This is a genomic window from Dendrosporobacter quercicolus, from assembly GCF_900104455.1.
Taxonomy (GTDB): Bacteria; Bacillota; Negativicutes; order DSM-1736; family Dendrosporobacteraceae; genus Dendrosporobacter; species Dendrosporobacter quercicolus.
In genome coordinates this window covers 64866-90553 of record NZ_FNHB01000009.1, presented here as the reverse complement: position 1 = coordinate 90553, position 25688 = coordinate 64866, and the positions used below count along the sequence as shown (strand labels likewise).

Genomic DNA, 25688 nt, shown 5'->3' with positions numbered 1-25688 from the left:
ATAGACCGCTTGCCATGTACCCGGTGAAAATGCAAACGGAAAAAAACTCCCGCCATTGCGGGAGCGTTGATTTCACTGGTGCGCCTGGGAGGACTCGAACCACCGACCAACGGTTTAGGAAGCTGAGCATTATGTAAACAATATTCCAAGAAATAAACCTCCCAATCTTTGATTTACTTGCCTCCGAGAGCTTTCAATAAGATTTGACTTACTTAATAAAAAGTATGCTATTTGTTAAGTTCCTACGATAGCATGGGAATGCAGTAGCATACAAATAGCATACAAACTAGATTATTGTTTCAACATTTGGCAATTACATTAAACTTAAAATTTATACCTAGCTAAAAAATTAGATAACATAAATTGCAAAGCTCTACCAATAAGTTAAAACCTCTTGGTAGAGCTTTTACTTAGTCAAGACTACTTGATCTTGACTAAGCTTTTACTAATTCCCATATACCCGATTCTTCCTCATCAGCGGATTTCATCACACCAGCTTTTCTAAGCCGAGTAGCCGCCCAGCGAATATCGTACTGCCAAGTATAAAATAAATTCCCAGAAGCTTTCAGTTCCTTTTCATAATGTTCCCATACATATTTACATACATCAATAAGCACTGCGCTTCCACCATTGGCTTGGAGCGCTTCCACCATTGGCTTGGAGCGCTTCTACAATTAATCTTTCTAAATCCTTTCTATTCAAACTACCCTTCCTCCTCATAACATTTCGAATAATTTCCAATAACAAAATTCTACAAAATCGCCTACAGTCCTTGCAAAAAAAGCTCTTCTGGAAAAAATTCCAGAAGAGCTTTAATTTGCTTGATATTTAGTTACCCTGTTGTCGTTTTATGATATTTTATATATCTACCAAACTATCAGCCCACTCTAAAAAGCGAGTCAAATTTTTAGCATATAAATCATTCGTGATTAAATATTGATTCCCATTAACTATAACCGGATTGGATGAATAACGAGCATTACCATTAATATAGGTAATTTCTTTAATTGAAACATCTGGATTGTATGCCTTGAGAAATGGATAGCGAATACCTAGTGTTTTTGCTGTACTATCTTTATCTAATAGCAAACCTAGAACCTCTGCTGTAATACGCCGTTGAGTTACTAGCTCTAGGAAACGATGACGAATAGTTTGACCTGGCTTCAGAGGTTTTAAATGGTCTGCAGTATTGATGCCGCTTTCGGCCTCATTCTCCAATTCGCCTTTACTAGTAAACTCTTCAATAGTCGTGCCCGCTACATCAGCACCTTCACTGGCTTGCCTCTCGTCACTTTGCTTAGACAAACAATTCGGATACAAGTCAAACTCGTTTGCCTCATTCTTTTTATATAACTTATTACAAGCTTTGCACCGTGGGACAAGATTCATAATTTCCAAAACAATCAACCCCTAATCGTATATCTTTTATTTCATTATGTCGTATTGCCATTATTTCGCTAGCCCTTGGAAGCAAAGAAAATCTGCTCGCGCACAGATTTTTTATAAGTCATATTCTCCGTTGTAGTCTAGCCAATAGCCAAGCTGTATTAATCAACTCAATATGCTCTTCGTTTTCAAAGTCAAAGATAATATTGGGGAATACCTGCTCAAAAGATCGAAGCATGATTGCATTGGCATCAATAAAATCATGCGAATGACAAATTAGCCGGTGTTGCTGCTGGTCTTTATTACTTAGCATATTTGACTGGTAGTTTTCAAGTTCAAGGGCATTTAATTCGTTTCATTTGAGCCAGCTCAGACGCCGTAAGTTCAAGATATAAATTCAAAACAAACAGGCTTGCTAGTAGCTCTACGGTTTCCTTTGTACGCAACATTTACAATCCTCACCTTCAGTTTCACTTCAACCCTATTATGTCGCGCTTGGCACTACTAGGGAGCCCCTAAGCAACCCTTCCGGAAAAAATAGTGGATAAAATCAATTTACCCGGCTCGCAAAATCCAGCTTACGCGATACAATTTAATTAGAAACTAACCATTTGCTGAAAGGATGATCATCATGAAAAGACATTGCCCTAATTGCAGAGAAAACGCTCAATATGCCGGGCAGCTTTATAAATGTACTCATTGCGGCGGCGTATACTGCACTCGCTGCACTACTAATTACGGTGGTGGCTGCCCATTTTGCGGCAGTCATGAGTATAAATCCTTTTAGTCACTTTAGTATGATAGAAGGGCTCCATAATTTACGGAGCCCTTCTATCATACTAACCCTGGCCGTAGCCAGGGTTATCTTTACTTATTAATTATGAAAGTTAAAAACGATTTTAGGTGGACGCAATTCTGTAATCTGTATTTTAGACCCATCACCTATTCCTACTTGACTGCAGCCTGTTGTATCCCAATTTACTTGAATGGCAGCTCCTGTATTCGTCTCAGATAGGTCAAGACTAATATCCTGTTGTACTTCAGATGCACCAACCATATTGGCTGCACTGGGGTTCCACATATAGTCCGCTTTGGCAACCGTGGGCACAGCGTTAACATATTTAGCACCATCTGCTACTGTCATAGACTGTTTTATACTCACGCTTGAGTCCCAGCTTGGGTTAGGCGCATTAAACAGATCATTGATATTGCTGCTTGGGTCTCCTATGGTCACAAACATATAAGGATTGACACTGCTGGTCTACGTACCATCAGTAACATAGATATTGCCTACTCCATCATCATAATGTGCTTTATACTTCACATCTTCGCCAACTACCATAGCAACTTTGTCATAATGTCCGACATTTAGACGATGGGAACCTAACCAGCCAGCAGTTGTAAGAGTAAAGTCAATGGTCTGCTTTTCACCAACGACACTTTTATTATTATTTAATAGATACCATTTTCCATCTGTAGAATTATGAATGGCCAATGCATAAATAGAGATTTGATAATTGTCAATAGTGAACCGTAATGGCTTTTGCGGACACCAAGAATGGCTGGTACAATAAAACCAGGAGGTGTCCGAGATGAAAGGTCAGCGATTCGATGCAGAGTTTAAAAAAGATATCGTGAAACTCTATCTAAGTGGAGCTCGAACCTGCCCCAGTTTGGCAGCAGAGCTAGGAATTCACGAAAATACGGTCTATAAATGGATTCAACAATATAAAAGTGATCCAGAACATGCTTTTCCCGGATCAGGGAATCTCAAGCCTGATGAGGATGAACTCCGTAAAGCGCAACGACGCATTAAGGAACTAGAAAATGAAGTCGCAATTTTAAAGCAAGCAGCGGTATACTTCGCCAAAAACAGCAAATAAGATATCCGTTTATCTACGATTACCGCTCCCAATATGCTGTTAGCGATTTATGCCGCATTTTAAAGGTAGCCAGAAGCGGATATTACGCCCGGGTGAAAGCCGGTTGCCCGAAAGTCTGTGACCGGGATGCTGTAGTAGTGGCTCATATTCGTCAGATTGAACGAGAGCATGATCACAATTACGGCGTTCAAAAGGTTTATGAAGAATTAAACGACAAAGGGATGATCATCGGGCGCAGCAAAGTACAGCGGATTATGCATGCTCACAGCATCAAAGCCCAGATCAAAAGCAAATACAAACCGCAAACCACCAAAGCTGACCCGAATGAACAAGCCTTTGACAACCTGTTAAATCAAAACTTTGAGGTGCAAGAAATAAACAGGGTGTGGCTGGCTGACATCACCTATATCCGTGTGGGCGGCCAGTGGTGTTATTTAGCTTGTGTCTTAGATTTAGCCAGACGCAAAATAGTTGGCTGGACTCTGGACAATCGCCCTACAGCAGAGCTTGCTTGTAAAGCGCTTAGGATGGCCATTGTAACAGAAAAACCTGCTGAAGGTCTCATCCATCACTCCGACCGAGGCAGTCAATATACATCAAACAAGCATAAAGACTTGCTGAAAGAACATAACATCCTTGGCAGCATGAGCCGGAAAGGCAATCCCTATGATAACGCCCCGATGGAATCCTTCTTCCGGCTTTTAAAAGTGGAGCATGTTAAAAAGCGGTCTTTTGCTACACTAGGACAGGCTACGGCCAGTATCGAGGCCTGGATCAGTTACTACAATACCCGCAGAAGGCATAGTGCCTTGGGTGGCATTTCGCCGCTATGCTACGAGATCAGAAGAAACTCGCCATTTAATCTGTCCGCGTAGGCCAATATGGTTCAATAGCGGCATCGGCTGCCAGTACCGGAACGGTAAAGAGCATAACGACAACAAACAATGTAACTACACATGTAATAAACTTTTTGTTCATATTCTCCCCCTCAGTTATTTACTGTTTATGATCCGATATGAGCAAATGATATAGCAAGCGGTATTATAGTGGTTCCACCACCGCTAGTTACTTTTTGATAAGTTTCAACGCGAATATCATTTTCCCGTTGCACTTTATCCAAGCGTTTGTTTTCTACTTTTATATCTTCTCCTGCCCGGAAGATTGGTTTATTGGCTTCAAACATGGCCGGAGCATTCGATTTTTCTGCAAGATTGTACATAACTTTTATGTATTTTTGACCAGTAGCATTATTATCTTTATAATAGCCAAGCTCAGTATTGAACTGACTAGTTACCTGCAGTACGGTACGTACTTTGTAACCATCAACATTATTGGCATAGGTGTAATCCCAATGATAGCCTTTTAAATAAAGTTTAGCCCAAGGCGCTTTCGCAAAAGAAGTACCAATTTCGTAATCATAACCGCTCAAGGCTTTTTCAAAAATGTGATTTACAGAATCAATCTCTTTTTCACCGGAAACTGCATGATAAATATTAGATCGATATTCGTTACGACCTTGGAAGTATTCCAAGCCACCGCCAATGCGCTCATGCCCATGGCGGAAAGCGTGGTCAAAGAAAATATTAGCTCCAATCATGCTGGCTTTGTCGTCAGATAGCACACGATTACCAAGACCAAAATTAGCTACTGTTCCAGCCGTTAAATCATTACCAAATTGGAATTGATAAAAGTTTGTAACTTTATCCGTCATCTTACCTAATGGATTAATGGTTTCGAGTGAATAAATTGGTTTAAAGTCCGTTTGAAACTGAATGCTAATATCCGTCCGTTTCAACCAGCCTGGCGATCTTTCCCTCTGGTCATATGCTGAATTTTCCGATTAACTAGGTCATTGCCATAGCCTATAGCTTGACTTTCAAGGAACTGTCCGTTAACAGTTGTTGATCTTGTTTCTACCGGGGATGGATTTTCCACCGCATTAATATTCCCAATAACAACAACGTTATCATTGGGAACTGAACTAGTTTCAGCAGCAAATGCAGATGCCGCAAACACTTGGCATACAACTAAAGCAAGTAATGTTTTTTTCATTATGCTTCCCCTTCCAAATTCATCTTTCAGTACTAACGAACCATCTAGCCTATCTAAATATTTTCCTACCCGCCCTCCTTAGCATTATAATGTCAGCCACAATAAAGGCAGCTGGGTTTGTACATCTTTCTTGCTTCTATCGTAACTGGTCTACAGATGCACACATTTCAAGGCATACTGTCCTGTTTATTTTTTAAACATTTATAGACAAAAAAATAGATTTAGGGTGTTCATATCCTAAAAAGTTCGCAATTTTATAAGCTTCCTCAATGTCAACTCTTACCTCAATGTTGCCTTCTATTCTACGATACCGTTGCGCACTGATTCCAGTGGCAGCAGCTACTGCACTTTTAGATAATCCTAGTTTTTCCCGCGCCAATATGAACGCTAATCGCTTAATTGCCATACCAACCCCCAGATAATCGTTTATTTTTTAAACATATTATATTGTTTAATTTTTAAACTGTCAATGATTTTTTAATCATTTGATCATTTGATCATCACCTCGTTTAGAATATAAACAGAGGTGATTGAGTTGGCAACTTTTCAAGAGAGAATAAATCAACTATATGAAGAAGCAAAAGACACCGATTACCGGCTCACACAGACTGAATATGCCGCAAAATTCGGCGCTACCCGCAATCAGTTAAAAGGTTGGCTTGATGGACGCGGTGAACCTAGCAGCGAAATGATGAAGCTAATAGCCAAAATGCAGGGGGTTAGCGTTTCCTGGCTTGTAGGCGAAACTAATATACGAAATTTTACTAATGATCCGTCCGCTAACCCGATTGATCTTAAAATCGATCACCTCCCGCCCGAGGCTATACAAAATATTAAAGAATACATCGAATTAATGCGGCTTAAATATCGCCAGAAACGATAAAAGCAGTTATATCTCTCAAAAAAACAGACACCTTCTGTACGAATACAATCAGGTGTCTGTTTTATTATTTATGAAAGTTTTCCCCAGTCGCGCTGAACGCACCAAGACGTCACAGATGTATTCCAATTAATAATGGATTCCGGTTCAAAGGTTTCGCCCGACACTTCAAACTCCATTATCTGGTTAGGCTCTAGACTTAGAACATGACTGTTAGTCATATCCCATAAATGAAATTTAAACCGAATGCTTTTGGTTCGTTTACTTGGCGCTAAGTCCAAAGGGGCGCATTTACGTTGTACAATTTGATTGTTAGCTTTCATTTGAAATGTTACCATGATAAGTTGCTTTTGCTTAATAGTTTCCACAAAGCTAAAAATTAATTTTTTCATAACCATACCATCACTCTCCTATTGATCTATCTAAAGATACAATAGAAACGTGATGGTTTTATATTAGGCTTTACATTTGAACATAAACCCTATGAAAAAAATTAGCTACCCCATAGTATAGGTAAAACTAGTGTAAGAAGTGTCAAAGTTATTTAAAAGGCGCCGCTTTTTACACTTACAGACAGTGATTAAGGTTCTCAAAATTTTAAAGATTTAGCGATATAGACCGCGTCCAACTCATCTTTCGTTATACCAATGTAGGACAATGTTATACTTGGAGCTGAATGATTGAGCAATCTCTGAATTCGAGTAATGTCACAGCCGCTTTGGTATGCATGATAGCCAAAAGTTTTTCTTAAAGTATGAGTGCCAATTGCATCTGTTATACCAATGTGCCTGGCAGCATCATTTAAAATTCTATACGCCTGTACTCTGGAAATAGCCTTACCTCCTTTACGGCTTGGAAATAAAGTTCCATATACAAGCTGCGTTTCTTTCAAGTAATCATTAATAGCCTTTTTACAAGTATCTGAAAGAGGAAAATCCTTTATTTATCCAGTTTTTTGTTCTCTAATAATAATGCGTTCTTTGCCTTTTACATCAGTTACAATCAGTTTTAGTAAGTCTGAAACTCGCAAACCTGAATTGATACCCAAAGTAAATAACAACCAATCCCGGCAGTTTTGGCCTTTTAAATATTTTTTCATACCTTGGATCTGCTTTTTATCTCTAATAGGCTCCACTAATTCCATTTTAGATAACCTCCAATACAATGGGTACTGTCAAGAATTATGCGCAAATTAGGAAATGAGGCCGGTGGTTGACGGTCAGCTGACGGCAGAAGCGATGTCTGCCGGTGAATATTCCAGATGCTTCATGTTCATATATTTCTTGCTGCCCCACTGGGTGCCGGCTACATGGCGAAGCCGGGCACAGACAAGCATCAAAGCTGAATTGCCATCGGGAAATGTGCCGACCACCCGCGTTCTGCGACGGATCTCTCGGTTGAGTCGTTCGATGACGTTGTTGGTACGGATACGCAGCCAGTGCTCGTAGGGAAAATCCATGTAAGCCAGAGTTTCCTCGATACTGTCTTCCACCTTTTTGGCAGCCTCTTTCAGCTTCATCTCCCGCAGGTCTTGGGCGACCTGCTTGGCCTTTTCCCGGGCAGCAGCCTTGCTTTCCTGGGCGTGGATAGCCTTGAGCATCTTGGCAACCAGCTTCAGTTTGCTTCGGGGTGTGGCAGAGAACACATTGCGGTAAAAGTGAACTGTACAACGCTGGTACTTGGCTTCTGGAAATACTTCAGCGGCCGCGTCCAGCATACCAAGGCACTTGTCTCCCACAATGAGCTTGACGCCATCCAAACCACGGCTCTTGAGCCACTGGAAGAAAGTCAGCCAACTGGCTTTATCCTCCTTCATGCCTTCGGCGGCTCCGATGACTTCACGATAGCCGTCCTCATTGACGCCCAGCGCCACCAGAATACTCACGTTTTCAAACTCACCGCCCCAGTTGCGGCGAAGATAGATGCCGTCTCAACATAGACATAGGAGTACTTGCCGCCCTGTAAAGGACGATTGCGCCATTCTTCAATGTGCACATAGGCTTTTTTGTTCAGTTCGCTGACAGTAGACGGAGACACTTTAGTTCCCCAAAGTGCCTCGGTGATGTCCTCCACCCGACGCACCGACACTCCCGCCAGATACATCTCGATCAGTGCTTCTTCAACGCTGCTTTCCCGCCTATGATACCGTTCAATAATAGCTGTTTCGAACGGGATGCCTTTTAATCGCGGCATCTTTAGCGTTACATCGCCGCTGGTGATGGTCAGGTTCCGGGTGTAGTGTCCGCTGCGGTAACCCTGGCGAGCCTCAGTGCGCTCATATTTGGCTGCCTGGGTTAATTCCTGTGCTTCTTTTTCCAAAAGGTCATTTAACGTCTCTTCTACGCTGCCGCGCACCCATTCTTTCAATTCATCCTTGATTGCGCCTTCATTTAGCTGTATGATTTTCTTGGACATATTGTGGCCTCCTTCGGTGAATGAGTTCTCAGCAAACCCATTTTACCATTCCGGCCTCAATGTGTCCTTTTTCTTTTTGCGCAACTTATTGTACCTTATCTTTTTATCTATGTTCCTTTTCAGCAACTCCCCGCAACATACACATAGCATACTAACCCTACCTAAACAGCCCAAAAAGCACAAAAACGGCAAGGCTCAGAATTTCTGAAGCCTTGCCGTTAAACTATCCATCATGTGCGCCTGGGAGGACTCGAACGATCATGTAAGAGCAGTATTTACTGTCAAAAAGAACCATCCCCGTTGGCATTACTTGTGAATATGACTGTTTCGCACAGCCTGACGTCCCGATTCTTAATCCCTTTTCTTACCTGCTAATTTAGCTAACCCGTTCAGAAAATTTTCATTTTTTGTATTGTCGCATAATAACGTTTTAAACGATTCCCAATAACATTTATTCATCAATTTTGAAATACCAGAGCAGATTACAAAAGATAGGTCTTCTTCAAATTTAATCCATTTATCGCTAATAATAATCTGAGTGCGAGAAGAGTTTAAATCTAGATCTCTTTTCCCATTAACATCAACAACAAGCAAAATGGGAAAAGGCCAGTCCAACTTCACTTGGTTTCTTTGCATATTCCAATCATCGGGAAATAAGTTACATGGAACTTCAATGCCATGTAGTGATATTCGAGATCTTGAATTAAACAACTGCCTAGAAGATTCACTTTCTTTTATCTTGCCACTTTCATTTACTTCCAATGATTTCGAGGTTAGCTTTACATACTTTCCTCCCAAGCCTATAGTTTTATTAAGCCTATATTCCTCACCTTCAACATATACTTCCTTGGATGTCATATCGATACTCATTACTGGCTTTTTGCCCTTTTCTAGTATTGCAACAATCGCACTTCCTACTAATCCTTCTTGATTGAAATTAAATTCTATTTCTTTAACGTTCTCATTTTTGTTCCAAGAATAGTCTCTTAAAGAAGAAGCTGTAATCTCCCTAAAACTATGTTCATCGCGAATTTTTTCTTGCGAATTAGTTTTAATGAATATTTTAAATGGAGGATTCGGTATAACCGCCTCCACCGATTCAACGAATTTATCTTCAGTCATATTTTCCCATGGATTTTTTTTCTTTCGTAATATAAGCTTTGTTGAAGTCCCAGGAATCTTTCTTTCGCCTTGCTTTATCCAAAAGATACTTTCTTGCCCTTCTATTACAATGTTTAATGGTGCACTGGATTCATGAGGTCCATATATCTTTCTGGTATCAACAATCAGTGTATCGGCAACCATGAAGCAAGATAGAATTCCGATTCCAAATCTTGATGTCGGAACAAAATCAGCATTAGTGTATGAACGTAGATCATAAAATTCACCTGAATTATAAAAAGAAGACCCTACCTTAGAATAGTAGTTATCAATAATTTCTTGATCCATTCCAATTCCGTTATCAATAATCTCTAATATCCTGTCGTCGTTTTCTTTATAATAATTAACATGAATTTCAGGAGAATAATGATTACCCCACTTTTTTTCTAACGCGCCCCTTAATAAACACGCATCTATCGAATTTTGTAATAATTCTCGCATAGCGACTTCTGGGTCACCATATAACTTGGTTCCCATAAGCAAATCGATTACCTGTCTTTTACTTAAATTAAATTCTGTTTTTCTATAGATATATTGTGGATTTCCAAATATGTCTTTTTTGGTCTCGATTTTTTCTCTATTAACTTTAAAAGGAAGTCTAAGAGAAATACCTATCTGACTTGATTTGTAATGCTCATTAATTAAAGAAATAATATTATTACAAACACTAAGTTCGTTATCAATCAAATCACAAAATGAGTGTATTGAGGCTTCTATCGCAGGATGAGTACACTTAGCATGAAAACATATTTTTGTATCCTTTATAGTCCATGCCTCAATTGCCCTATGTTTATTCCATTCCTTAATTGAAATAGGATGTTTTACAGCTAAATGTGAAAACAAGATTGAGGGGGTCCGCTTAGCATCAAAATCCAGGACGTCCGCTAATCTTAAAACAACTGCTACCAATGGTAAGCAAGCATAAGTTTCTGGCCCACACAAATAACTTTTATCTAAATTAAGAATCAAGAGTGCATCTTCGTTATGACTAAAGCAAATCTCAGCAAATTCAACTGTTAAATCAGTATCCCTATATTTTATTTTGCCGTTCCAATCTTGTTGAATAATTTCCTTTGCTCTTATTGCATGCGTATTTCTGATAAAGTCAGATATCAAATAGCTCTTTAAACAATCAGCTAAGGTACTATTCCCTTCCGCTATTAATATATCTATCTGATTAAGCTGCTCTGGTTTTGAAGAGCAGAATTGTTTGAATTTATTGTATGCATCCTTTTCAATGTCAGACTTAAACTCGGGAGATATATCCCAGACTTTTTTCCATGCCAATACCTCTTTTTCACTTGGCGCCATACCTATATCGTGAAAAAATGCCGACAGTATCAAAAGCATTAATTCTGGAGTTGTTAGTTTATTAATATTTGCTTCAGATAATATATCCTCCATTATCTTTAGGACCCTAAACAAATGCTCGCCGTCGTGAAGAGTAAATTCATTCATGTGGCGAAGAATTGATTTAGTTCTTTGATAAGCATAATTAATCGCATCATCAACTAAAGATAAGACATGATCTCCAGCTGCTTCACTTTTGCATTTCAGTTTTAAACTTTGATAAATTTTACTGTTTTGAATCCTTAGTTGGGTTTCTTCTCTCCAGTCATCACGCATGATTAATTACCCTCCATATTATTTAGCGCAATTTACATTATATTTTAAAATTTATCATAATAACACACTACTCCTGCATAAGCTCCACAATTTCTATTTGCTTCAACAATAAATTTTCAGTATTTGAAATATGCTTATTGAATGACCAAAAAAAGGGTCAGAATTCATTAATCTGACTCCGAGGCCTTTGTTATCCCGGTTGATTCCAACTTATTTAAACATTGTCTCCTCTACATACCAAGCGAAACATCGTGTACTTTAAGGAAAAAAATCCTACAAAAGCTACACAAAAAATCAATTATGCTTCTTCTAACCTAGTATAAGAGACAAGGCGACAGGTTCTTTGTCCTATTCGCTAAAAGATGCGGAGGCAGAGTATTTGTTTCATGCTTTCAAAGCCTGTTATTGACGGCATACCTGCTATCTGCGCTATTTGGTGTATTAGTACTATCATTCAGCTCCTCTATCTAAAACTTTAGCTAGACCCTGTCTTCCTACTCACCCTAACAACTCCCGTAGCATACACATAGCATACAAAACTGCCTAAACAACCCCAACAACACAAAAACGGCAAGGCTCAGAAATTCTGAAGCCTTGCCGTTAAACTATTCATCATGGTGCGCCTGGGAGGACTCGAACCACCGACCAACGGTTTAGGAAACCGCTGCTCTATCCACCTGAGCTACAGACGCACATTATAAAATCCTTACAATTAAGGATTTTCGTTTATTCTTCAACCGTTTGCCGGAGATTCCAGTCCTCCCAATCAGGCACTATTTAACCAAATCCGGCAAAATAGAAGGAGGAAAGTAACGACAAAAGTAAAGATAACGCTAATTAGTATACCACTTTTTGCTGCAACATGTCAACTGGAAGGAAGTAGCGGTCTCCCTACCCCTTTATTCCTACCGGGCCTGAAAAGGAATAACCAGCTGTTCCGAGTAACTTTTATTGATTATTCTATATCCGTTTTAAGTATCTAAGAAGCGATTGCAGGCTGTCCTTTAGATCGTTTCATTTACTTCGCCATTTTGTTCCGCACGCAACCGGTCATTAACAAAGCGAAGTTTTCCATTGAAAAACCTCACAATTAAACCAACAATCAGGGCGGAAATCATTGTCCCCTCGCCAATACCGACAAGCTCACCGAATAAAAATACCGAAATAATACTGGCTGCAGCAATCAGCGTTACGTCAAAGACAACTTTAGTTCTGCCAAATTCCTTATTAAACGTAACGGAAATCGCTTGGACAAATGCCTCGCCGGAAAGCATAACCACATTTGCAATCACTTCCATACTGATACCCAAAGCAAGAATAACGCAACCGGCTAGCAAAAACTCAATTTTAAGCAGATAAGTGGCTGGATTTAGAAATGAAAGCAATGACATCGTTAAATCAATAAAATAACCAAACATGATTGAAACAGGCACTTGAATAAGTTGTACCAGCTGAAACTTTCTCTTTAACAGCAATAATTGCCCGATAATCAGAAGCATATTCAGCAAAAATATCAGTGTTCCCATTGTTATGGGAAATCCCATACTGAGCGTATACGGGACACTCGAAATCGGAGCGGTTCCCAGTTGCGCTTTTGTTATGAGACTTACCCCGAACGCACTAACAAACAAGCCTAAGATAAACAGGCTATATCTTTTACATAATTCTTCTTTGGACATTCAAAAAACCAGCTTTCTAGCTTATTTATTTTCTTTCGTCAAATTCCCGTAAATTTTAAAAAACTTCTCCAGGAAATCCATTTTTTCCTCTGTCGAAAACCCTTCGAAAGCCAGCGTTTCAAGCTCGTCAAATACCTCACTGACTTTTTCCAGCGCCTTTATTCCTTTATCGGTAAGAAACACATAAAGTGATCGTCTATTACCTTTACGCATTCTTCGTTCAATCAAACCACCTTCTTCCATCCGCAACAGCAGGCTGGTTACTGTTGAAGCCTCAATCTCACAACCTGCTGCAATATCTTTTTGCACACAGCCATTATGATATTTTAGGTAGTCAAGTACCTTGGGCTGGCCTGAAGTGAGACCGCTGTCAAACAAATTTGCAAGTACTTGTTTGGAAAACGTTGAATAGGTACAGGCTAATAAATGATGTAATGTTTTATACATTAAAAGTCCTCTTTTTGTTTCAATTCTAACTATTAGACTTGAAACAATTTTATATTTTCTTTGCAATTTTGTCAAATACTGAATAGCAAAAATAATTCCAGGGACTGAGTAGTCCCTGGAATTATTTTTAAGTATTAGCTAGTCCGGCCGATTTTACCGCTATCAATCCCATCCCATTCTCCCCCCTTGGAACCCGGTCAATGGCTCATGCTTTGCAAATGAGTTGTAGTTTCCTGCATAATGCTTTGGAAGGCTTTGGCTTTATCCTCCAACCCATTTAAGTCTGTCCGGCCTGCATTAACACTGTTCTTAATCTCTGCCGCCGCCTGGCGCAACTGCTCTTTGAGACCTTCCTCCATCATGTGAGGAAGCACCTTGTTAACTGCGCCGGTAAGCCGGGCGGCGCTTGACTGGGCGTCCATCGTTTTACCGGCTTTCAGCTGAGCCACAACCTCCTGCAGGGCTTTATCCATATCTTTCATGAACGGCAGCGGATCTTCTTTGGGCATTGACGCGCTGTGGGCTTCGTGACCGGAAGCCGTATGCTGTCCGGCCGGGGCCGGCGCGGCCGTTTTTTCACCGGAGCCGCAGCCGGCGGCCAGCAGCATTACTGCGCCAATCGCCAAAATACCTAAGCCTGTTTTGGTTTTATTCATTATCGAACAGCCTCCATTTAATCAAGAAATTCTATTGTCCCCTCCGGCCGAACTGCCGGCCAGGTTTAGGTTGTTACATCCGTTGCCTGCGTACTGCCCGGCGCCGGCGGCTTCCTGCCATCACGCCATCTGTTCCAAACCAGATAAATGCAGGGCAGCACGATGAGCGTTAAAATGGTCGAAGTAACCAGGCCGCCCACGACTACAATGGCCATCGGACGCTGGACTTCAGCGCCAGCGCCGGTAGCGAAAATCAGCGGGAACAATCCCAGGCTGGCTACCAGCGCAGTAATCATTACCGGCCGCAGGCGGGTAAACGCTCCTTCCAGAATAGCCTGCTCCAAAGTGCGGTGAGCCCGCAGGTGTTGAATATAGGTCACCATAATTACCCCATTTTGCACCGCTATGCCAAATAAGGCAATAAAGCCGACCGCCGCCGCCACCGTCAGATAAGTGCCGGTGGCATACATGGCGACAATGCCGCCAACCAGCGAAAATGGAATATTCATCAGGATCAGAAAGGCATCGCTGGCCGACCGAAAGGTCAGATAGAGCAAAAAAAAGGTCAGCGCGATAACCGCAGGCACAACAACGCCAAGACGGTCTTTAGCCCGTTGCTGGTTTTCATACTGTCCGGCCCATTTCAACGAATAACCGGCCGGTAGTTCCACCTTTTCCCGGAGCACCTGATTGGCTTCATTAACAAAGCCGACCACATCCCGGCCCCTGGTATTCATTTGAATAATCATCCGATACACGCCGTTTTCGCTGCTAATCATTGAGGGGCCGTCGACAACCTGGAAATGAGCCACTTCGCCCAAGGGGACATAAGCGCTGCCGGCCGGCCCGGCGGGCATGGACCCGCCGCCGCCCATGCCGCTCATCCCTGCGCCGCCGGACGGCGTTTGCACTTCAGCGACGCTGGCCGCTACCGGCAGGAGAATATTTTGCATAGCATCAATGCTTTCCCGGTTTTCGCGGTTGTAGCGCACCAGCACATCAAACCGCCGGCGACCCTCAATGGTTGTTGTGGCCGTCCTGCCGCCCACCGCCAGTTCAATGGCATCCTCCACATCAGCAATACTCAAGCCATAGCGGGCAGCCTTAGCCCGGTCAATGCCGATCTCCAGATAGGGCGCACCGAAGACCCGCTCGGCCAGAAGATCACTGACGCCAGGCACAGAGCCCAAAGCCGCTTCAATCTCAAACGCCTTCTGCTGCAATACCTGCAGGTCTTCGCCGTAGAGCTTGATGCCCAGTTCGGTCCGCACCCCGGTGGTCAGCATTGCAAGCCGCCCGGCAATCGGTTGGGTGAACGCCAGATTAAGCCCGGGAATTCCGGCCAGCTTCGCCATCATTTCCTGTTCAATCCGCTCCTTGGTCATCCCCGGCCGCCACTCATCCTTGGGCTTAAGGGTGACAATCGTTTCAATCATGCTGACCGGCGCAGGGTCCATCGCCGATTCCGCCCGGCCGACTTTGCCCACCGACAGGTCAATTTCCGGTATCTCCATGATGACTCTATCCATGGTTTTGGCCGCTTCCACCGCCTCAGTGAGTGAAACGCTGGGCAGCATTGTCGGCATAACCAAAAAACTGCCTTCATCCAGGGCCGGCATAAACGCAGTGCCAAGCAACGGCAGCAGCGAAAATCCGGCAATCATCACCACCACCGCGATCACAATGGTAGCTTTATTGTACTTAAGCGCTGTTTTCAGGGCCGGCGCGTAGCACTGGTGCAGTTTGGCGACAACCCAGGTATCCTTTTCCCGGATCTTCCCCTTTAAAAGCAGGGTGCACAGCACCGGCACCAGCGTAAACGCCAGCAGCAGCGAGCCGCTCATCGCAAAAGTCTTGGCCCAGGCCATCGGCGTATACAGCTTGCCTTCAGTTCCGGTCATGGTAAAAACCGGTAAAAAGGTTACAATGATAATAACAATCGAAAAGAAGATTGGCGAAGCGACTTCCTGGGCCGCCTCCAGCGTCACTTCGACAACGCCGCGCCGACCGCCGTCCCCGGCCAGATGCCGGTAGATATTCTCCACCATCACAATGGCCGCATCGGTCATTACCCCGATCCCGATGGCAATTCCGCCCAGTGACATAAGATTGGCGGATAAACCGATCTCCCTCATGGCAATAAGCGCAAGCAGAATGCCGATTGGAATGGCGCTTGTTACAATCAGGCTGGACCGGACATTGCCCAAAAAGGCAATCACAATCAGCGAAACCAGAATGAATTCTTCAATTAACGCCCTGTTCAGCGTGTTAACTGCTTTTTTCACCAGGTCGGTCTGATCATAGAATGGGACAATTTTCACCCCTTCCGGCAGGGTCGCCTGAATTTCAGCCATTTTAGCTTTGACCTGGTCAATGACATTCAGCGTGTTTTCACCCATCCGCTGAATAACAATGCCGCCGGCCGCCTCATAGCCCGATTTCGTCAGCACGCCCCGGCGGAAATCCGGTCCGGCGGTAACGCCGGCTACATCTCTGACATATACCGGCACATAATTATTTTGGGTAATGACAATATCTTTAATATCATCAATCGACTCCACCAGGCCTAACCCGCGGATAATAAACTCCTGACCGTTTTGCTCTACAACTTTTGCGCCAACATTGGAATTATTGGCAGCAATCGCATTAAAAACCTGATTGAGCGTAACCCGGTAGCTTTGCAGCAGCTGGGGGTCAAGATTGATCTGATACTGCAGGACATAGCCGCCCACACTGGCTACCTCAGCCACGCCGGGCACAGCGCTAAGCTGCGGCTTAATGACAAAATCCTCGACCGTACGCAAATCGGCCAAATTATGCCGGTCACTTTCCACCGTATACATAAATACCTGTCCCATCGGCGTGCTGACCGGCCCCAGCGCAGGCTGAACGCCTTGCGGCAGCCGCGGGATAGCCTGCTGCACTTTCTCATTAACAACCTGCCGGGCAAAATAGGGATCAACCCTGTCCTCAAAAATAACGGTAATCAGGGACATCCCAAAAGAGGACGCCGACCGGACTTCTTTTACACTCGGCAAACCGCGCATAGCCGTTTCCAGGGGATAAGTGACCTGATCCTGAATTTCCTGTGGCCCGCGGCCCATCCAGTCGGCCGACACCAGAACCTGATTCTCGCTGAGATCAGGAAATGCATCAATCGGGGTATCACGAATGACAAAAATGCCCCAGACAATAACCAGCGCCGTCAGAGCCAGAATGATTACGCGGTTTTTTAAGGAAAACTCTATTATTTTACTTAGCATCATCTGCCTCCTTAATGACCGCTGTGGCCGCTATGTTGACCAGCGTCAGGGGCCGGCGTAGTCTGGCCGCCCGCCGCGCCATGCCCGGCATGGCTGCCGAAGCTGCCCAGCTGGGTCTGGGAATCAAGCAGGAAAGCAGCTGCGGTTACCACCGTTTCACCCGCTTGCAGGCCGGACAGCACCTGGATATAGCCCTCGGCTGCCTGGCCGGTCACGATGTCCCGTTTAACAAAAGTACGGTCATTCTGAGCTACAAAAACAATTTTACGGCTGCCGGTATCCAGCAGGCTCGACTCAGGTACAACCAGTTTCTCGCCCAATGGAATCCGGACTGCCGCCTGGACCAGCATATTCGGCTTTAATTTTCCGGCTGGATTGGCCAGTTCCACCCGTACTTTAACAGTTCTCGTCGCATCATCCAGTACCGGATGAATAAGAGTCACCCGGCCGCTGAAGGTTTCGCCCGGATAGGCGCTGCTGGTTACTGCAACCGGCTGCCCCGGCGTAATACCGGCCAAATCTTTTTCATAAATATCGGCATACAGCCACACGCTGCTCAAATCCGACAGGCTGTAGAGTTTATCGCCAGGCATGATATACGTGCCGGGCAATACCTGCTTTTCCAATACTGTTCCGCCAAACTGAGCATAAATGGTCATATGGTCCTGCGCCTGCCGGGTGTGTTCCAGGCGGGTAATATCCTGCTCGGACGCGTTCAGCAATTGCAGCTTCCGCCTGGCGGCATCCCTTAGACGGTTGTTGATCTGAACAACGTCTTCACCGGCATCCCTTAACCTCCGTACGTTTTCCAGTGTCAGCAGATACTCTTCCTGAGCGGCGATATAAGTAGGGCTGTATACGGCGGCAATGGCCTGGCCGGGAGCAATATACGCCCCGTCGGCAGTCACATACAGTTCATCAACCCGTCCTTCAATCCGGGAGGTAATATAGGTCTGCCCACTGGCATTAAAATCAATTTTGCCGGTGGCCTTTAGTTCTTTTGTCAACACCCTGGCTGCGGCCTGGGCCGTTTGCACTCCGGCCAGTTGCCTGGCCCTGGCGTCAAGTGTAACCACATCACCGCTGGCCGTCACCGGAGCGGCCGCCTGATGGTCGCTGTGATTGACCACCATTGTTTTTACCGGCTGGACGGCATAATAATAGCCCGCCCCGCCCAAAGCCAGAACAGCAGCAATTGCGCCGGCCAGCATCTTTTGTTTACTCCGCGCTCGATCACTCATCCTGTCATCTCCTTCACAAGCTTTCGCATTATAACCTTACCCCGGCGGCAAACAGCGGCTTGCCAACCGCTTTTTCCAGGTTAGCCGCTGCCTTCTCATAGTCGACGCGGGCTTTATAATAATCCAGCTTGGCATTGCGCAAGGCGACGAGGCTGTCCAAAACGGCCATAAAATCCACCTTGCCATTGGTATAGCCTACCACGCCGGCCTGGTAGGTCTGCTCAGCCTGGGGAATGACCGTCGTTTTAAACAAGTCAATCCGGCGCCAGGCCGACTGCGCCTCTGTCAGCGCCATCTGCAAATCCAGTCCGGTCATATTCCGCATGTCGGTCAGGGCGGCCTGAGACGCTGCCAGATTGGCGGAAGCGGCCTTGATTTCGGCTTTATTTTTACTGTGCCACAGCGGCAGCATCACCATCACCTCAACCGCCCAGGTATCGGATTCCATCGACATCGCCGTTTGTTTTTTATCTTTATAAGAAAGCGTCAGTTGATAATCGGGCAATTGCTGCTTGCGCGCCAGTTCCACCCCGTTTTGGGCCATATCGACCTGACGTTCCATGCTTACCACTGCGGGCTTGGCGGCCTGCGCCTGGGTTTGCAGCTTAGCCAGGTCAAAATCAGGCGGCGGCGCGGTGAATTCTTCTTTCACCGCCAACGGCGTATCAGCCGGCCGGCCGATAACATAATTCACCTTAGCCTTGGCCACCGCCCCCATTGCCGCCATACTCAGCAAATCAGCCGTCATCTTTGAAAACTCGTTCTGCGCCCGGAGCGCATCCTGCAGCGGCGTCATGCCGGTTGAATAGTTAACCTGGGCAATTTGAACCAATTGCCCCATCAACCGCTGATTTTCCTTTTCAATTTCCAGCGCCTTATCGGCATACAGCAGATCATAATAGGCTTCCTTGGCCGCAGTATACACTGCCATCTGCTTATCCCGGTAATCGGCAGCCGCCATCCGGGCGTCGCTGTCCGCCATTCTGCCCATCGCCTTAAGTTTTGCAGGATTCATAATCTCCTGGGTAAGGCTATATTCGGTCATCATCGCATCAAACGGGTTAAGACGGGGTATATCGTCTTTCATAACGCCAAATTCCGGATTGGGCAGGGCGGTGGCCAGACCAATCCGCGCTTGCTTTTCCTCCAGGCGTTTTTGACTTTCAACCACTTGCGGGTTGCTGGCTACCGCGGCCTGAAGAACTTGCTCCAAGGTCAGCGTGTCCTGAACTTCAGCCGCCAGAGCCGGAACGGCTGCCCATACCAGCAACAGCACGGCCAAGATTGAACTACTCCCTTTTTTCCACTTACTCTTTTTCATAATGCCTCCCTCACTGCGTGCGCGCCCAATTGGCTTTGCTCTTACTATACAGACAGGATATGAAAAAGCTGTGAAGACATTGTGAAGAACCTGTGAAGATTGCCTAAACACTGCTGCGTCCCGCCGGGAAAAGAAATACGGGAGGCAGATGATGTTGATCATCTGCCTCCCAAGTGCTGAGCACTAAACGCCTCTTTACTATTTTTTGCAGTAATAAACGAACGCCGGCGGCATGTTCAGCGGCACAAAACCAATCCGCACCTCACTGAAATGCTGCTGAAGAATTTTGCGCATCTGCAGCGAATACTGAAAAGCAATAAAAACACCGTCCTGCTGCAGGGACTGCGTCACTGCCGTCAGTATCCGTTCGCGCAGCCTGACGTCGAAAGCCGCAAAAGGCAGCCCCGACACAATACAATCAGCCGGCGGCAAATGATAAGCATTCAGTAAACCGGCCAACTGCTCAGCCCTGGCGCCATAGTAAAAGGACGGATACCTTTCTCGCAGCGACTCCCTCATTCGAAAATCCTGCTCTATCACCACAACCTCGGTTGCTGTCTTTTTGTTATCGGCAATATATTTGGTAAATACGCCTGTTCCAGCCCCCAGCTCAACAATGGTGCCAAGCTCATTCCAGGGCAGCCGGGCCAGCATCTTCCTGGTCAAAAAAACTGAACTGGGCGTAATACTGCCAATCTTTCTAGGTTCCCTGATAAATTTAACTAAAAATTCCACTCTTTCGGTCATACATCCTCTCCCCCGTTATAGTGTACCCGGATTTCGGGCTGCTCATCCTTCATTTTCCGGTTTAGCATAAGTATTGCATTTCCCGGTTAAAGTTCCCCAGGATAGCTTGCAAATATTATACGATAATTAAATTCAGATTAGAATCTAATAAAAAACGCCCGGCCATTTTACCGGCTTAACCGCCTGCCAAATTAAGGAATACATAGGACGCCTATCACCGGCGTATGTATGCTACAGCATCGTTCGAAGGAAAGGAGTCTTGACTGATGGAACTTGCTGCTGCAGCCACCGCCTTCATTGCCGGCTTACTGTCGTTTTTGTCCCCTTGCGTACTGGCGGCCTTCCCTGCTTACAGCGCTTTTTTAACGACAGGCCGCCGGCCGGGCACTGCCGTACGGGCGCTTGCCTGGCGCAATGTCCTGCTGTTTATCAGCGGCTTTATGCTGGTGTTTATCGCTGTCGGGGCCGGTGCAGTCTCTCTGGGGCAAGCGCTGACCGAGCATCATCATCTGCTGCATAAAACCGGAGCCGTATTCATGCTGGTCACAGGGCTCCACTTCAGCGGCCTGATCACTCTGAGCCGGTTCAGGCAGGACTGCCGCCCGCAGCTTTCCGGCTGCGCCGCTCCCTGGAGCAGTTTCCTGCTGGGCATACTTTCCACCCTGGTCTGGACGCCGTGCAATCTGCCGTTGCTCATTCCGGTTCTGTTTTATGCCGGCAGTTCACCGTCATTGTCGTCAGGCGTTGCCCTGCTGCTAATTTATGCGCTCGGTTTTTCCATCCCCTTTGCCGCCCTGACCCTCCTGCTGCAGTCCTGCTTAAACAAACTGCGCGGCATACAACCTTACCTGCAGTTACTGCCGCGCCTTGCCGGCATGGTTCTGGTGATTGCCGGACTGGCAATTCTGCTCGGGCATTTTGAGTAGCAGCCTGCCGCTGCTCCGCATTGCAAATTTTTTTATTGACTTGTCTGACTTTGGCCGCGCAAGTATAATAATAATATATATGTCGAGCCTTGACTTGACGGTCAAGCCAAAATGCTCTGCAAACAGGGGTGTGATCTATTGCTAAAAACAGGACAACTCTCCCTTGCTTCGGTCTGCCTTATCTTAGGCATTATGTTGGCCGTACAGTTCCGCACCACTGAAGACCTCCGCTCCTCCGTCCATTTCCAGCGAGCCGAAGATTTAACCCAGCGTTTGATCAAAGTGGAAAAAGAACGCAATGATTTACAAAACCAGATCCTGGAGCTGCGTCAGGCCGCCAGCGATCATTCCACCGCGGCGCAGCAGCTGGAAGCGATTAAACAGGAAGCCGGTCTGGTGCCGCTGCAGGGTAAAGGCGTTATTGTCACCGTTGACGACACTAAGCCTACCGCCCCTGCCAGCAGTAAAAAACCAAATATCTTTCTGATTAAGGATGAGGACCTGCTCAAAGTTCTTAACGAATTGCGAGCCGCTGGCGCTGAAGCTATTTCGATTAACAATCAGCGCCTTATCGCCTCCTCGGAAATCCGCACAGCCGGCGATCATATATCGGTCAACAATACGAGCATGGCGGCGCCGTTTGAAATTAAAGCCATCGGCGATCCGGCAACACTGGAAAATTCCCTGAAAATGCGGGGCGGAATTGTTGAAACGATGCAATTCTGGAATATTCAGGTTTCAGTAAAGCAGCAAGATGAAATAGAAATTCCGGCATACAAAGGCTCATTCCGCTTTCATTACGCCCAGCCGGTAAAGGAGGAGAGCAAGTAACCATGCTGTTACCTATTGCCGGCCTGATCGCCGGTCTCTTAATCGGCAGTTTTTTACCCGTCAGCATGCCTGCCGAATATGCCAAATATCTGTCCGTTGCCCTGCTCGCTGCCTTGGACTCCGTATTTGGCGGCTTACGCGCGGCAGTTGAGAAAAAATTCGACAATCTGGTATTCATTACCGGCTTTTTTACCAACACCATGATGGCCGCCGGACTCGTCTATATCGGCGAACGGATCGGCATTGACCTCTATTATGTCGCCCTGCTGACCTTTGGCCTCCGGCTGTTTCAAAACCTGGCCATTCTGCGCCGCCATTTCTTAAAGCATTAACTGGTACAAACATCCAACCGCTGGTTAAGACGCGTGTCAAGGGGACGGTGTCAAGGGGACGGGGTTGTTGACACACTGCAGACTTAAACCAGCATCCGGCTATTTGCAGCGCGGCTGATCAGGGCCTCTGCCCATTAAATCATTGAGTTTCGCCAGGCCCAAATCTGATAAAAAGGCGATTTCGGACGGATTGCCGGCAGCGTTCTCACCCGATAGAATGAGGCCGTTGGCGTTTTCTACATAATGAATATCCAGACGGCGTTCAAAAATACGGCCTGTTGTCTTATCCCTGACCCCGACCAGAATGCTATCGGCTTCAATTCCCTCCGGCGGCTCCGCTGCCTGAACAGCAGCGGCCCGGCCGGGGAACAATTCCAGCGTAAGCCGGTGCACTGCGCCCTGCAGGTCGGCCAGCAAGGCGGAAAAATCGTGGCCGGAGAGCTGCTGATGCCTGCCGACAATTGCAGTGAGGCTGGCCGAAAACTGGTCGGCGAATAGTTTTTCCCTTGGTGCTGGTTCCATCGTATTCCTCCTTGGCGCTAATTATCTCTAGTATAGTTTGCTCCTCTACTTACTTCAAGCAAGGATTTTCCAGCATATCAAATTTCCGGCAACAAACAGGATTTTTTTGACTTGATCGCGAATAGATATTATTAATCGAAATTATCTTAATATTCAGTTATTATCTTCAACTGTTTAAACGCCTACACTGACTGCCGGCTGGATAGATGCAACAGGCAAAGGGGAAATCCGTTGGGGGAAAGGAGTAAGCAGCCGATGCTTAAAGCAGAGCTTGTGATTGACCATACGGTAGCGGCCTGGAAAAAATTTATGGCCGCAGGAAAATACAAAACCGCTCCAGCCTTCGTGCGGACGGAAATAATGGAATCATGGCTGCGCTGCCGTCAAGCCAGTGTTGATCCGTACAACGATACGCTCCACCGTAAGCTGGAGGCCGCCTGTCTTCAGGCCATGCTGGAAAAAAACCGGAAGCTGATTGATATTGCCAAACCGTTTATGGTTAACCTATATCACTTTGTGCAAGGCTCAGGCTTCGTGGTGGTATTGACCGATCCCCGGGGGTATATCATGGAGATTCTGGGCGACCGCGATGCCTTAATCAATCCCATGACGGTTAACTTTTTTCAGGGTGCTGGCTGGAGCGAGACCGAGGCGGGCAGTAATGCGATCGGAACGGCTCTGGTGCTCAAAAAACCTATTCAAGTCTCCGGTTCGGAGCATTATTGCCGCAAGCATCACTGTTTGACCTGTTCCGCCGCCCCGATTCTGGATTTCCAGGGAAAAGTCCTGGGAATTCTCAACGTGTCCGGCGCTTCGGAAGCCGCCCACCTGCATACCCTGGGCATGGTTGTCGCCGCTACTGAAGCCATTATGGCCCAAATCAGCATCAGGAAAAAAAACAGTGAATTAAGGGTCATTAACAAGCGCCTTACCAATATCTTCAATACAATGTCCGATGGCGTAATTATGCTTGACGGGAACGGCGCTATCACTGAACTGAACCCTGTAGCCAAAACCATCCTCGGTTCCTCCTCCGGCAAAGGCGAGATCGAATCCGGCATGTCGGCTGAAAAGGTGCTGGGCGCGGGCAGCCATTTCATCCGAAGAATGCTGCAGGATAAGGAAGCCTGCCTTGATGTGGAGCTTACGCTTGACGCCACTCGCGGTTTAAACCGTTGCCTGGCCTCGGGAGAGCCGGTCACCGACGAGTGGGGAACGGTAACCGGCGGCATTGTTATATTACGGCCAATTGAAAAAATTCAAAATTTGGTTAACCGGTTCAGCGGGCACTACGGAACGTTGCAGTTTAGTGACATCATCGGGGACAGCAAGGGAATTCTGGAAGCCATTCGCATCGCTTCGCTGGCCGCAGCGTCGATGTCCAACGTCCTGCTCCAGGGAGAAAGCGGCACCGGCAAGGAAATCTTCGCCCAGGCCATTCATAACCGAAGCGAACGCCGGTCCGGCCCGTTTATTGCCGTCAATTGCGGGGCAATTCCCCGGGAGCTGATCGGCAGTGAACTTTTCGGTTATGCGGAAGGCGCCTTTACCGGCGCCAAACGCGGCGGAAAGCCGGGCAAGTTTGAGCTGGCGGCCGGCGGCACGCTGTTTCTCGATGAAATCGGCGATATGCCGTTAGAGCATCAGGTAGCTTTGCTGCGCGTGCTGCAGGAGAAAAAAGTCAGCAGGATTGGCTGTAACAACGTAACGCCCGTTGATGTCCGGGTCATCTGCGCCACCAACAAATTTTTGCTGGAGGAAGTCGACAAAGGCACGTTCCGCAAAGATTTGTATTATCGTCTGGATGTTATCTCCATCACGATACCGCCGCTAAGAGAACGGGCTGACGATATTGTGGCCCTGTTTTATTATTTTCTGGAAAAACTGGATAAGCACGGACGGACTTTTGTCGTTCAGCCGGAGGTAATCCAGCAGATTGTAAGATATGACTGGCCGGGTAATGTCCGCGAACTGCAAAATGTCGTCGAACGGATTATCAGCCTGACAGAGGGTCAAAACGTCAGGCTGCTCAACCTGCCGGCTGATATCCGGTCCTGCCAGTCTTCCCCGCGCCAGGACAGTGACGGTGCGGGAACGCCTAACTGTAGCAGAAAACAGCGGCGGCAAGTGCTGGAAGATAAAGAAAAGCAGGATATTCTCGCCCTGCTGACCGCCCATGGCGGCAATGTCAGTCTAACAGCACGGGCAATGGGCATTGCCCGGAATACGCTATACCGGAAAATGAAGCAGTATGGAATTGATAACTAAGGACTAGTACCAGTGTCCCGGCAGTGTAACCTTAACGGAACACTTTGGTGAC

25 protein-coding genes, 1 tRNA gene and 1 pseudogene are annotated in these 25688 nt (G+C 46.0%); 7 read left to right on the top strand and 20 right to left on the bottom strand.

Annotation, left to right across the window (positions count from 1 at the left end):
* Positions 1–434: 434 nt before the first annotated feature.
* The 3 genes from BLR06_RS15170 to BLR06_RS15155 form a co-directional block, all read right to left on the bottom strand.
* Positions 435–617: a hypothetical protein gene (locus BLR06_RS15170; protein ID WP_217636911.1), complete on the bottom strand. Its 183-nt coding sequence runs from the start codon at positions 615–617 to the stop codon at positions 435–437.
* A 241-nt stretch (positions 618–858) separates the two neighbouring features.
* Positions 859–1398 carry a hypothetical protein gene (locus tag BLR06_RS15160; RefSeq protein ID WP_092074446.1) on the bottom strand — a complete coding sequence of 180 codons (540 nt, stop codon included), beginning with the start codon at positions 1396–1398 and terminating at the stop codon, positions 859–861.
* A gap of 862 nt (positions 1399–2260) precedes the next feature.
* On the bottom strand, positions 2261–2626 hold the full coding sequence (locus tag BLR06_RS15155) for a hypothetical protein (RefSeq protein ID WP_092074445.1): 366 nt from the start codon (positions 2624–2626) through the stop codon (positions 2261–2263).
* Positions 2627–2978: 352 nt separating this feature from the next.
* On the opposite strand from BLR06_RS15155, the gene BLR06_RS15150 reads away from it, so the two are divergent.
* Positions 2979–3269, top strand: coding sequence for a transposase (locus BLR06_RS15150; RefSeq protein ID WP_054261887.1), 291 nt, complete (start codon positions 2979–2981; stop codon positions 3267–3269).
* Positions 3245–4144 carry an IS3 family transposase gene (locus tag BLR06_RS15145; protein ID WP_139164513.1) on the top strand — a complete coding sequence of 300 codons (900 nt, stop codon included), beginning with the start codon at positions 3245–3247 and terminating at the stop codon, positions 4142–4144. The genes BLR06_RS15150 and BLR06_RS15145 overlap by 25 nt, the downstream gene beginning before the upstream one ends.
* A 128-nt stretch (positions 4145–4272) precedes the next feature.
* Here the strand turns inward: BLR06_RS15145 and BLR06_RS15140 are convergent, their stop codons facing one another.
* The 3 genes from BLR06_RS15140 to BLR06_RS15130 all read right to left on the bottom strand — a co-directional run bounded on the left by BLR06_RS15140 (position 4273) and on the right by BLR06_RS15130 (position 5727).
* A complete protein-coding gene (locus tag BLR06_RS15140; protein WP_092074443.1) occupies positions 4273–5064 on the bottom strand; it encodes an inverse autotransporter beta domain-containing protein in 792 nt (263 codons plus the stop codon).
* Positions 5061–5321, bottom strand: a complete 261-nt coding sequence (locus BLR06_RS15135; protein WP_092074442.1) for a hypothetical protein — start codon at positions 5319–5321, stop codon at positions 5061–5063. The genes BLR06_RS15140 and BLR06_RS15135 overlap by 4 nt, the downstream gene beginning before the upstream one ends.
* A gap of 193 nt (positions 5322–5514) precedes the next feature.
* Positions 5515–5727, bottom strand: coding sequence for a helix-turn-helix domain-containing protein (locus BLR06_RS15130; protein ID WP_092074441.1), 213 nt, complete (start codon positions 5725–5727; stop codon positions 5515–5517).
* A 129-nt stretch (positions 5728–5856) separates the two neighbouring features.
* On the opposite strand from BLR06_RS15130, the gene BLR06_RS15125 reads away from it, so the two are divergent.
* A complete protein-coding gene (locus BLR06_RS15125) occupies positions 5857–6204 on the top strand; it encodes a helix-turn-helix domain-containing protein (RefSeq protein ID WP_092074440.1) in 348 nt (115 codons plus the stop codon).
* Between the two features lie 68 nt (positions 6205–6272).
* Here BLR06_RS15125 and BLR06_RS15120 read toward each other — a convergent pair whose 3' ends face one another.
* From BLR06_RS15120 to BLR06_RS15065, 13 genes and pseudogenes are all read right to left on the bottom strand, one after another.
* Complete coding sequence (locus tag BLR06_RS15120; RefSeq protein WP_092074439.1) at positions 6273–6599, bottom strand: hypothetical protein; 327 nt, start codon at positions 6597–6599, stop codon at positions 6273–6275.
* A 191-nt stretch (positions 6600–6790) separates the two neighbouring features.
* Entirely contained in the window at positions 6791–7144 is a 354-nt protein-coding gene (locus tag BLR06_RS20095) for a tyrosine-type recombinase/integrase (RefSeq protein WP_281242288.1), read from the bottom strand.
* The gene (locus BLR06_RS20090) at positions 7145–7345 is read right to left on the bottom strand and encodes a site-specific integrase (RefSeq protein ID WP_245698169.1); all 201 of its coding nucleotides are present in this window, start codon (positions 7343–7345) and stop codon (positions 7145–7147) included. It lies immediately after the preceding gene.
* A 75-nt stretch (positions 7346–7420) separates the two neighbouring features.
* Positions 7421–8616 (bottom strand): annotated as a pseudogene (locus tag BLR06_RS15110) (IS256 family transposase).
* A gap of 351 nt (positions 8617–8967) precedes the next feature.
* Entirely contained in the window at positions 8968–11403 is a 2436-nt protein-coding gene (locus tag BLR06_RS15105) for an HD domain-containing protein (RefSeq protein WP_092074438.1), read from the bottom strand.
* 615 nt (positions 11404–12018) lie between these two features.
* Positions 12019–12095: transfer RNA gene (locus tag BLR06_RS15100), tRNA-Arg, on the bottom strand.
* A gap of 312 nt (positions 12096–12407) precedes the next feature.
* Positions 12408–13082, bottom strand: coding sequence for a YczE/YyaS/YitT family protein (locus tag BLR06_RS15095; RefSeq protein ID WP_092074437.1), 675 nt, complete (start codon positions 13080–13082; stop codon positions 12408–12410).
* 21 nt (positions 13083–13103) lie between these two features.
* The gene (locus tag BLR06_RS15090; RefSeq protein WP_092074436.1) at positions 13104–13529 is read right to left on the bottom strand and encodes a MarR family winged helix-turn-helix transcriptional regulator; all 426 of its coding nucleotides are present in this window, start codon (positions 13527–13529) and stop codon (positions 13104–13106) included.
* Between the two features lie 197 nt (positions 13530–13726).
* Positions 13727–14185, bottom strand: coding sequence for a hypothetical protein (locus BLR06_RS15085; RefSeq protein WP_092074435.1), 459 nt, complete (start codon positions 14183–14185; stop codon positions 13727–13729).
* Between the two features lie 65 nt (positions 14186–14250).
* On the bottom strand, positions 14251–17448 hold the full coding sequence (locus tag BLR06_RS15080; protein ID WP_092074434.1) for an efflux RND transporter permease subunit: 3198 nt from the start codon (positions 17446–17448) through the stop codon (positions 14251–14253).
* Between the two features lie 11 nt (positions 17449–17459).
* Positions 17460–18689, bottom strand: a complete 1230-nt coding sequence (locus BLR06_RS15075; RefSeq protein WP_092074433.1) for an efflux RND transporter periplasmic adaptor subunit — start codon at positions 18687–18689, stop codon at positions 17460–17462.
* A 28-nt stretch (positions 18690–18717) separates the two neighbouring features.
* A complete protein-coding gene (locus BLR06_RS15070) occupies positions 18718–20010 on the bottom strand; it encodes a TolC family protein (protein ID WP_092074432.1) in 1293 nt (430 codons plus the stop codon).
* A 198-nt stretch (positions 20011–20208) separates the two neighbouring features.
* Complete coding sequence (locus BLR06_RS15065; protein WP_092074431.1) at positions 20209–20757, bottom strand: class I SAM-dependent methyltransferase; 549 nt, start codon at positions 20755–20757, stop codon at positions 20209–20211.
* 266 nt (positions 20758–21023) lie between these two features.
* Between BLR06_RS15065 and BLR06_RS15060 the strand changes: the two genes are divergently transcribed.
* The 3 genes from BLR06_RS15060 (at position 21024) to BLR06_RS15050 (ending at position 22846) form a co-directional block, all read left to right on the top strand.
* Positions 21024–21683: a cytochrome c biogenesis CcdA family protein gene (locus tag BLR06_RS15060; RefSeq protein WP_092074430.1), complete on the top strand. Its 660-nt coding sequence runs from the start codon at positions 21024–21026 to the stop codon at positions 21681–21683.
* Positions 21684–21821: 138 nt separating this feature from the next.
* Positions 21822–22514, top strand: coding sequence for a DUF881 domain-containing protein (locus tag BLR06_RS15055; RefSeq protein WP_422699893.1), 693 nt, complete (start codon positions 21822–21824; stop codon positions 22512–22514).
* A 2-nt stretch (positions 22515–22516) separates the two neighbouring features.
* On the top strand, positions 22517–22846 hold the full coding sequence (locus tag BLR06_RS15050) for a small basic family protein (protein WP_092074428.1): 330 nt from the start codon (positions 22517–22519) through the stop codon (positions 22844–22846).
* A 99-nt stretch (positions 22847–22945) separates the two neighbouring features.
* On the opposite strand, the gene BLR06_RS15045 is transcribed toward BLR06_RS15050, so the two are convergent.
* Positions 22946–23368, bottom strand: coding sequence for a hypothetical protein (locus BLR06_RS15045; RefSeq protein WP_092074427.1), 423 nt, complete (start codon positions 23366–23368; stop codon positions 22946–22948).
* 255 nt (positions 23369–23623) lie between these two features.
* Here BLR06_RS15045 and BLR06_RS15040 point away from each other — a divergent pair, with 255 nt between their 5' ends.
* The gene (locus BLR06_RS15040; protein ID WP_173813026.1) at positions 23624–25636 is read left to right on the top strand and encodes a sigma-54-dependent Fis family transcriptional regulator; all 2013 of its coding nucleotides are present in this window, start codon (positions 23624–23626) and stop codon (positions 25634–25636) included.
* Positions 25637–25688: the final 52 nt, after the last annotated feature.

Excerpts from the sequence above, each read along its gene's own strand:
- BLR06_RS15155 (WP_092074445.1), bottom strand. The coding sequence starts at position 2,626 with ATGTTTGTGACCATAGGAGACCCAAGCAGCAATATCAATGATCTGTTT.
- BLR06_RS15150 (WP_054261887.1), top strand. The coding sequence starts at position 2,979 with ATGAAAGGTCAGCGATTCGATGCAGAGTTTAAAAAAGATATCGTGAAA.
- BLR06_RS15135 (WP_092074442.1), bottom strand. The coding sequence starts at position 5,321 with ATGAAAAAAACATTACTTGCTTTAGTTGTATGCCAAGTGTTTGCGGCA.
- BLR06_RS15130 (WP_092074441.1), bottom strand. The coding sequence starts at position 5,727 with ATGGCAATTAAGCGATTAGCGTTCATATTGGCGCGGGAAAAACTAGGA.
- BLR06_RS15120 (WP_092074439.1), bottom strand. The coding sequence starts at position 6,599 with ATGGTTATGAAAAAATTAATTTTTAGCTTTGTGGAAACTATTAAGCAA.
- BLR06_RS20090 (WP_245698169.1), bottom strand. The coding sequence starts at position 7,345 with ATGGAATTAGTGGAGCCTATTAGAGATAAAAAGCAGATCCAAGGTATG.
- BLR06_RS15105 (WP_092074438.1), bottom strand. The coding sequence starts at position 11,403 with ATGCGTGATGACTGGAGAGAAGAAACCCAACTAAGGATTCAAAACAGT.
- BLR06_RS15095 (WP_092074437.1), bottom strand. The coding sequence starts at position 13,082 with ATGTCCAAAGAAGAATTATGTAAAAGATATAGCCTGTTTATCTTAGGC.
- BLR06_RS15090 (WP_092074436.1), bottom strand. The coding sequence starts at position 13,529 with ATGTATAAAACATTACATCATTTATTAGCCTGTACCTATTCAACGTTT.
- BLR06_RS15085 (WP_092074435.1), bottom strand. The coding sequence starts at position 14,185 with ATGAATAAAACCAAAACAGGCTTAGGTATTTTGGCGATTGGCGCAGTA.
- BLR06_RS15080 (WP_092074434.1), bottom strand. The coding sequence starts at position 17,448 with ATGCTAAGTAAAATAATAGAGTTTTCCTTAAAAAACCGCGTAATCATT.
- BLR06_RS15075 (WP_092074433.1), bottom strand. The coding sequence starts at position 18,689 with ATGAGTGATCGAGCGCGGAGTAAACAAAAGATGCTGGCCGGCGCAATT.
- BLR06_RS15070 (WP_092074432.1), bottom strand. The coding sequence starts at position 20,010 with ATGAAAAAGAGTAAGTGGAAAAAAGGGAGTAGTTCAATCTTGGCCGTG.
- BLR06_RS15065 (WP_092074431.1), bottom strand. The coding sequence starts at position 20,757 with ATGACCGAAAGAGTGGAATTTTTAGTTAAATTTATCAGGGAACCTAGA.
- BLR06_RS15060 (WP_092074430.1), top strand. The coding sequence starts at position 21,024 with ATGGAACTTGCTGCTGCAGCCACCGCCTTCATTGCCGGCTTACTGTCG.
- BLR06_RS15050 (WP_092074428.1), top strand. The coding sequence starts at position 22,517 with ATGCTGTTACCTATTGCCGGCCTGATCGCCGGTCTCTTAATCGGCAGT.
- BLR06_RS15045 (WP_092074427.1), bottom strand. The coding sequence starts at position 23,368 with ATGGAACCAGCACCAAGGGAAAAACTATTCGCCGACCAGTTTTCGGCC.
- BLR06_RS15040 (WP_173813026.1), top strand. The coding sequence starts at position 23,624 with ATGCTTAAAGCAGAGCTTGTGATTGACCATACGGTAGCGGCCTGGAAA.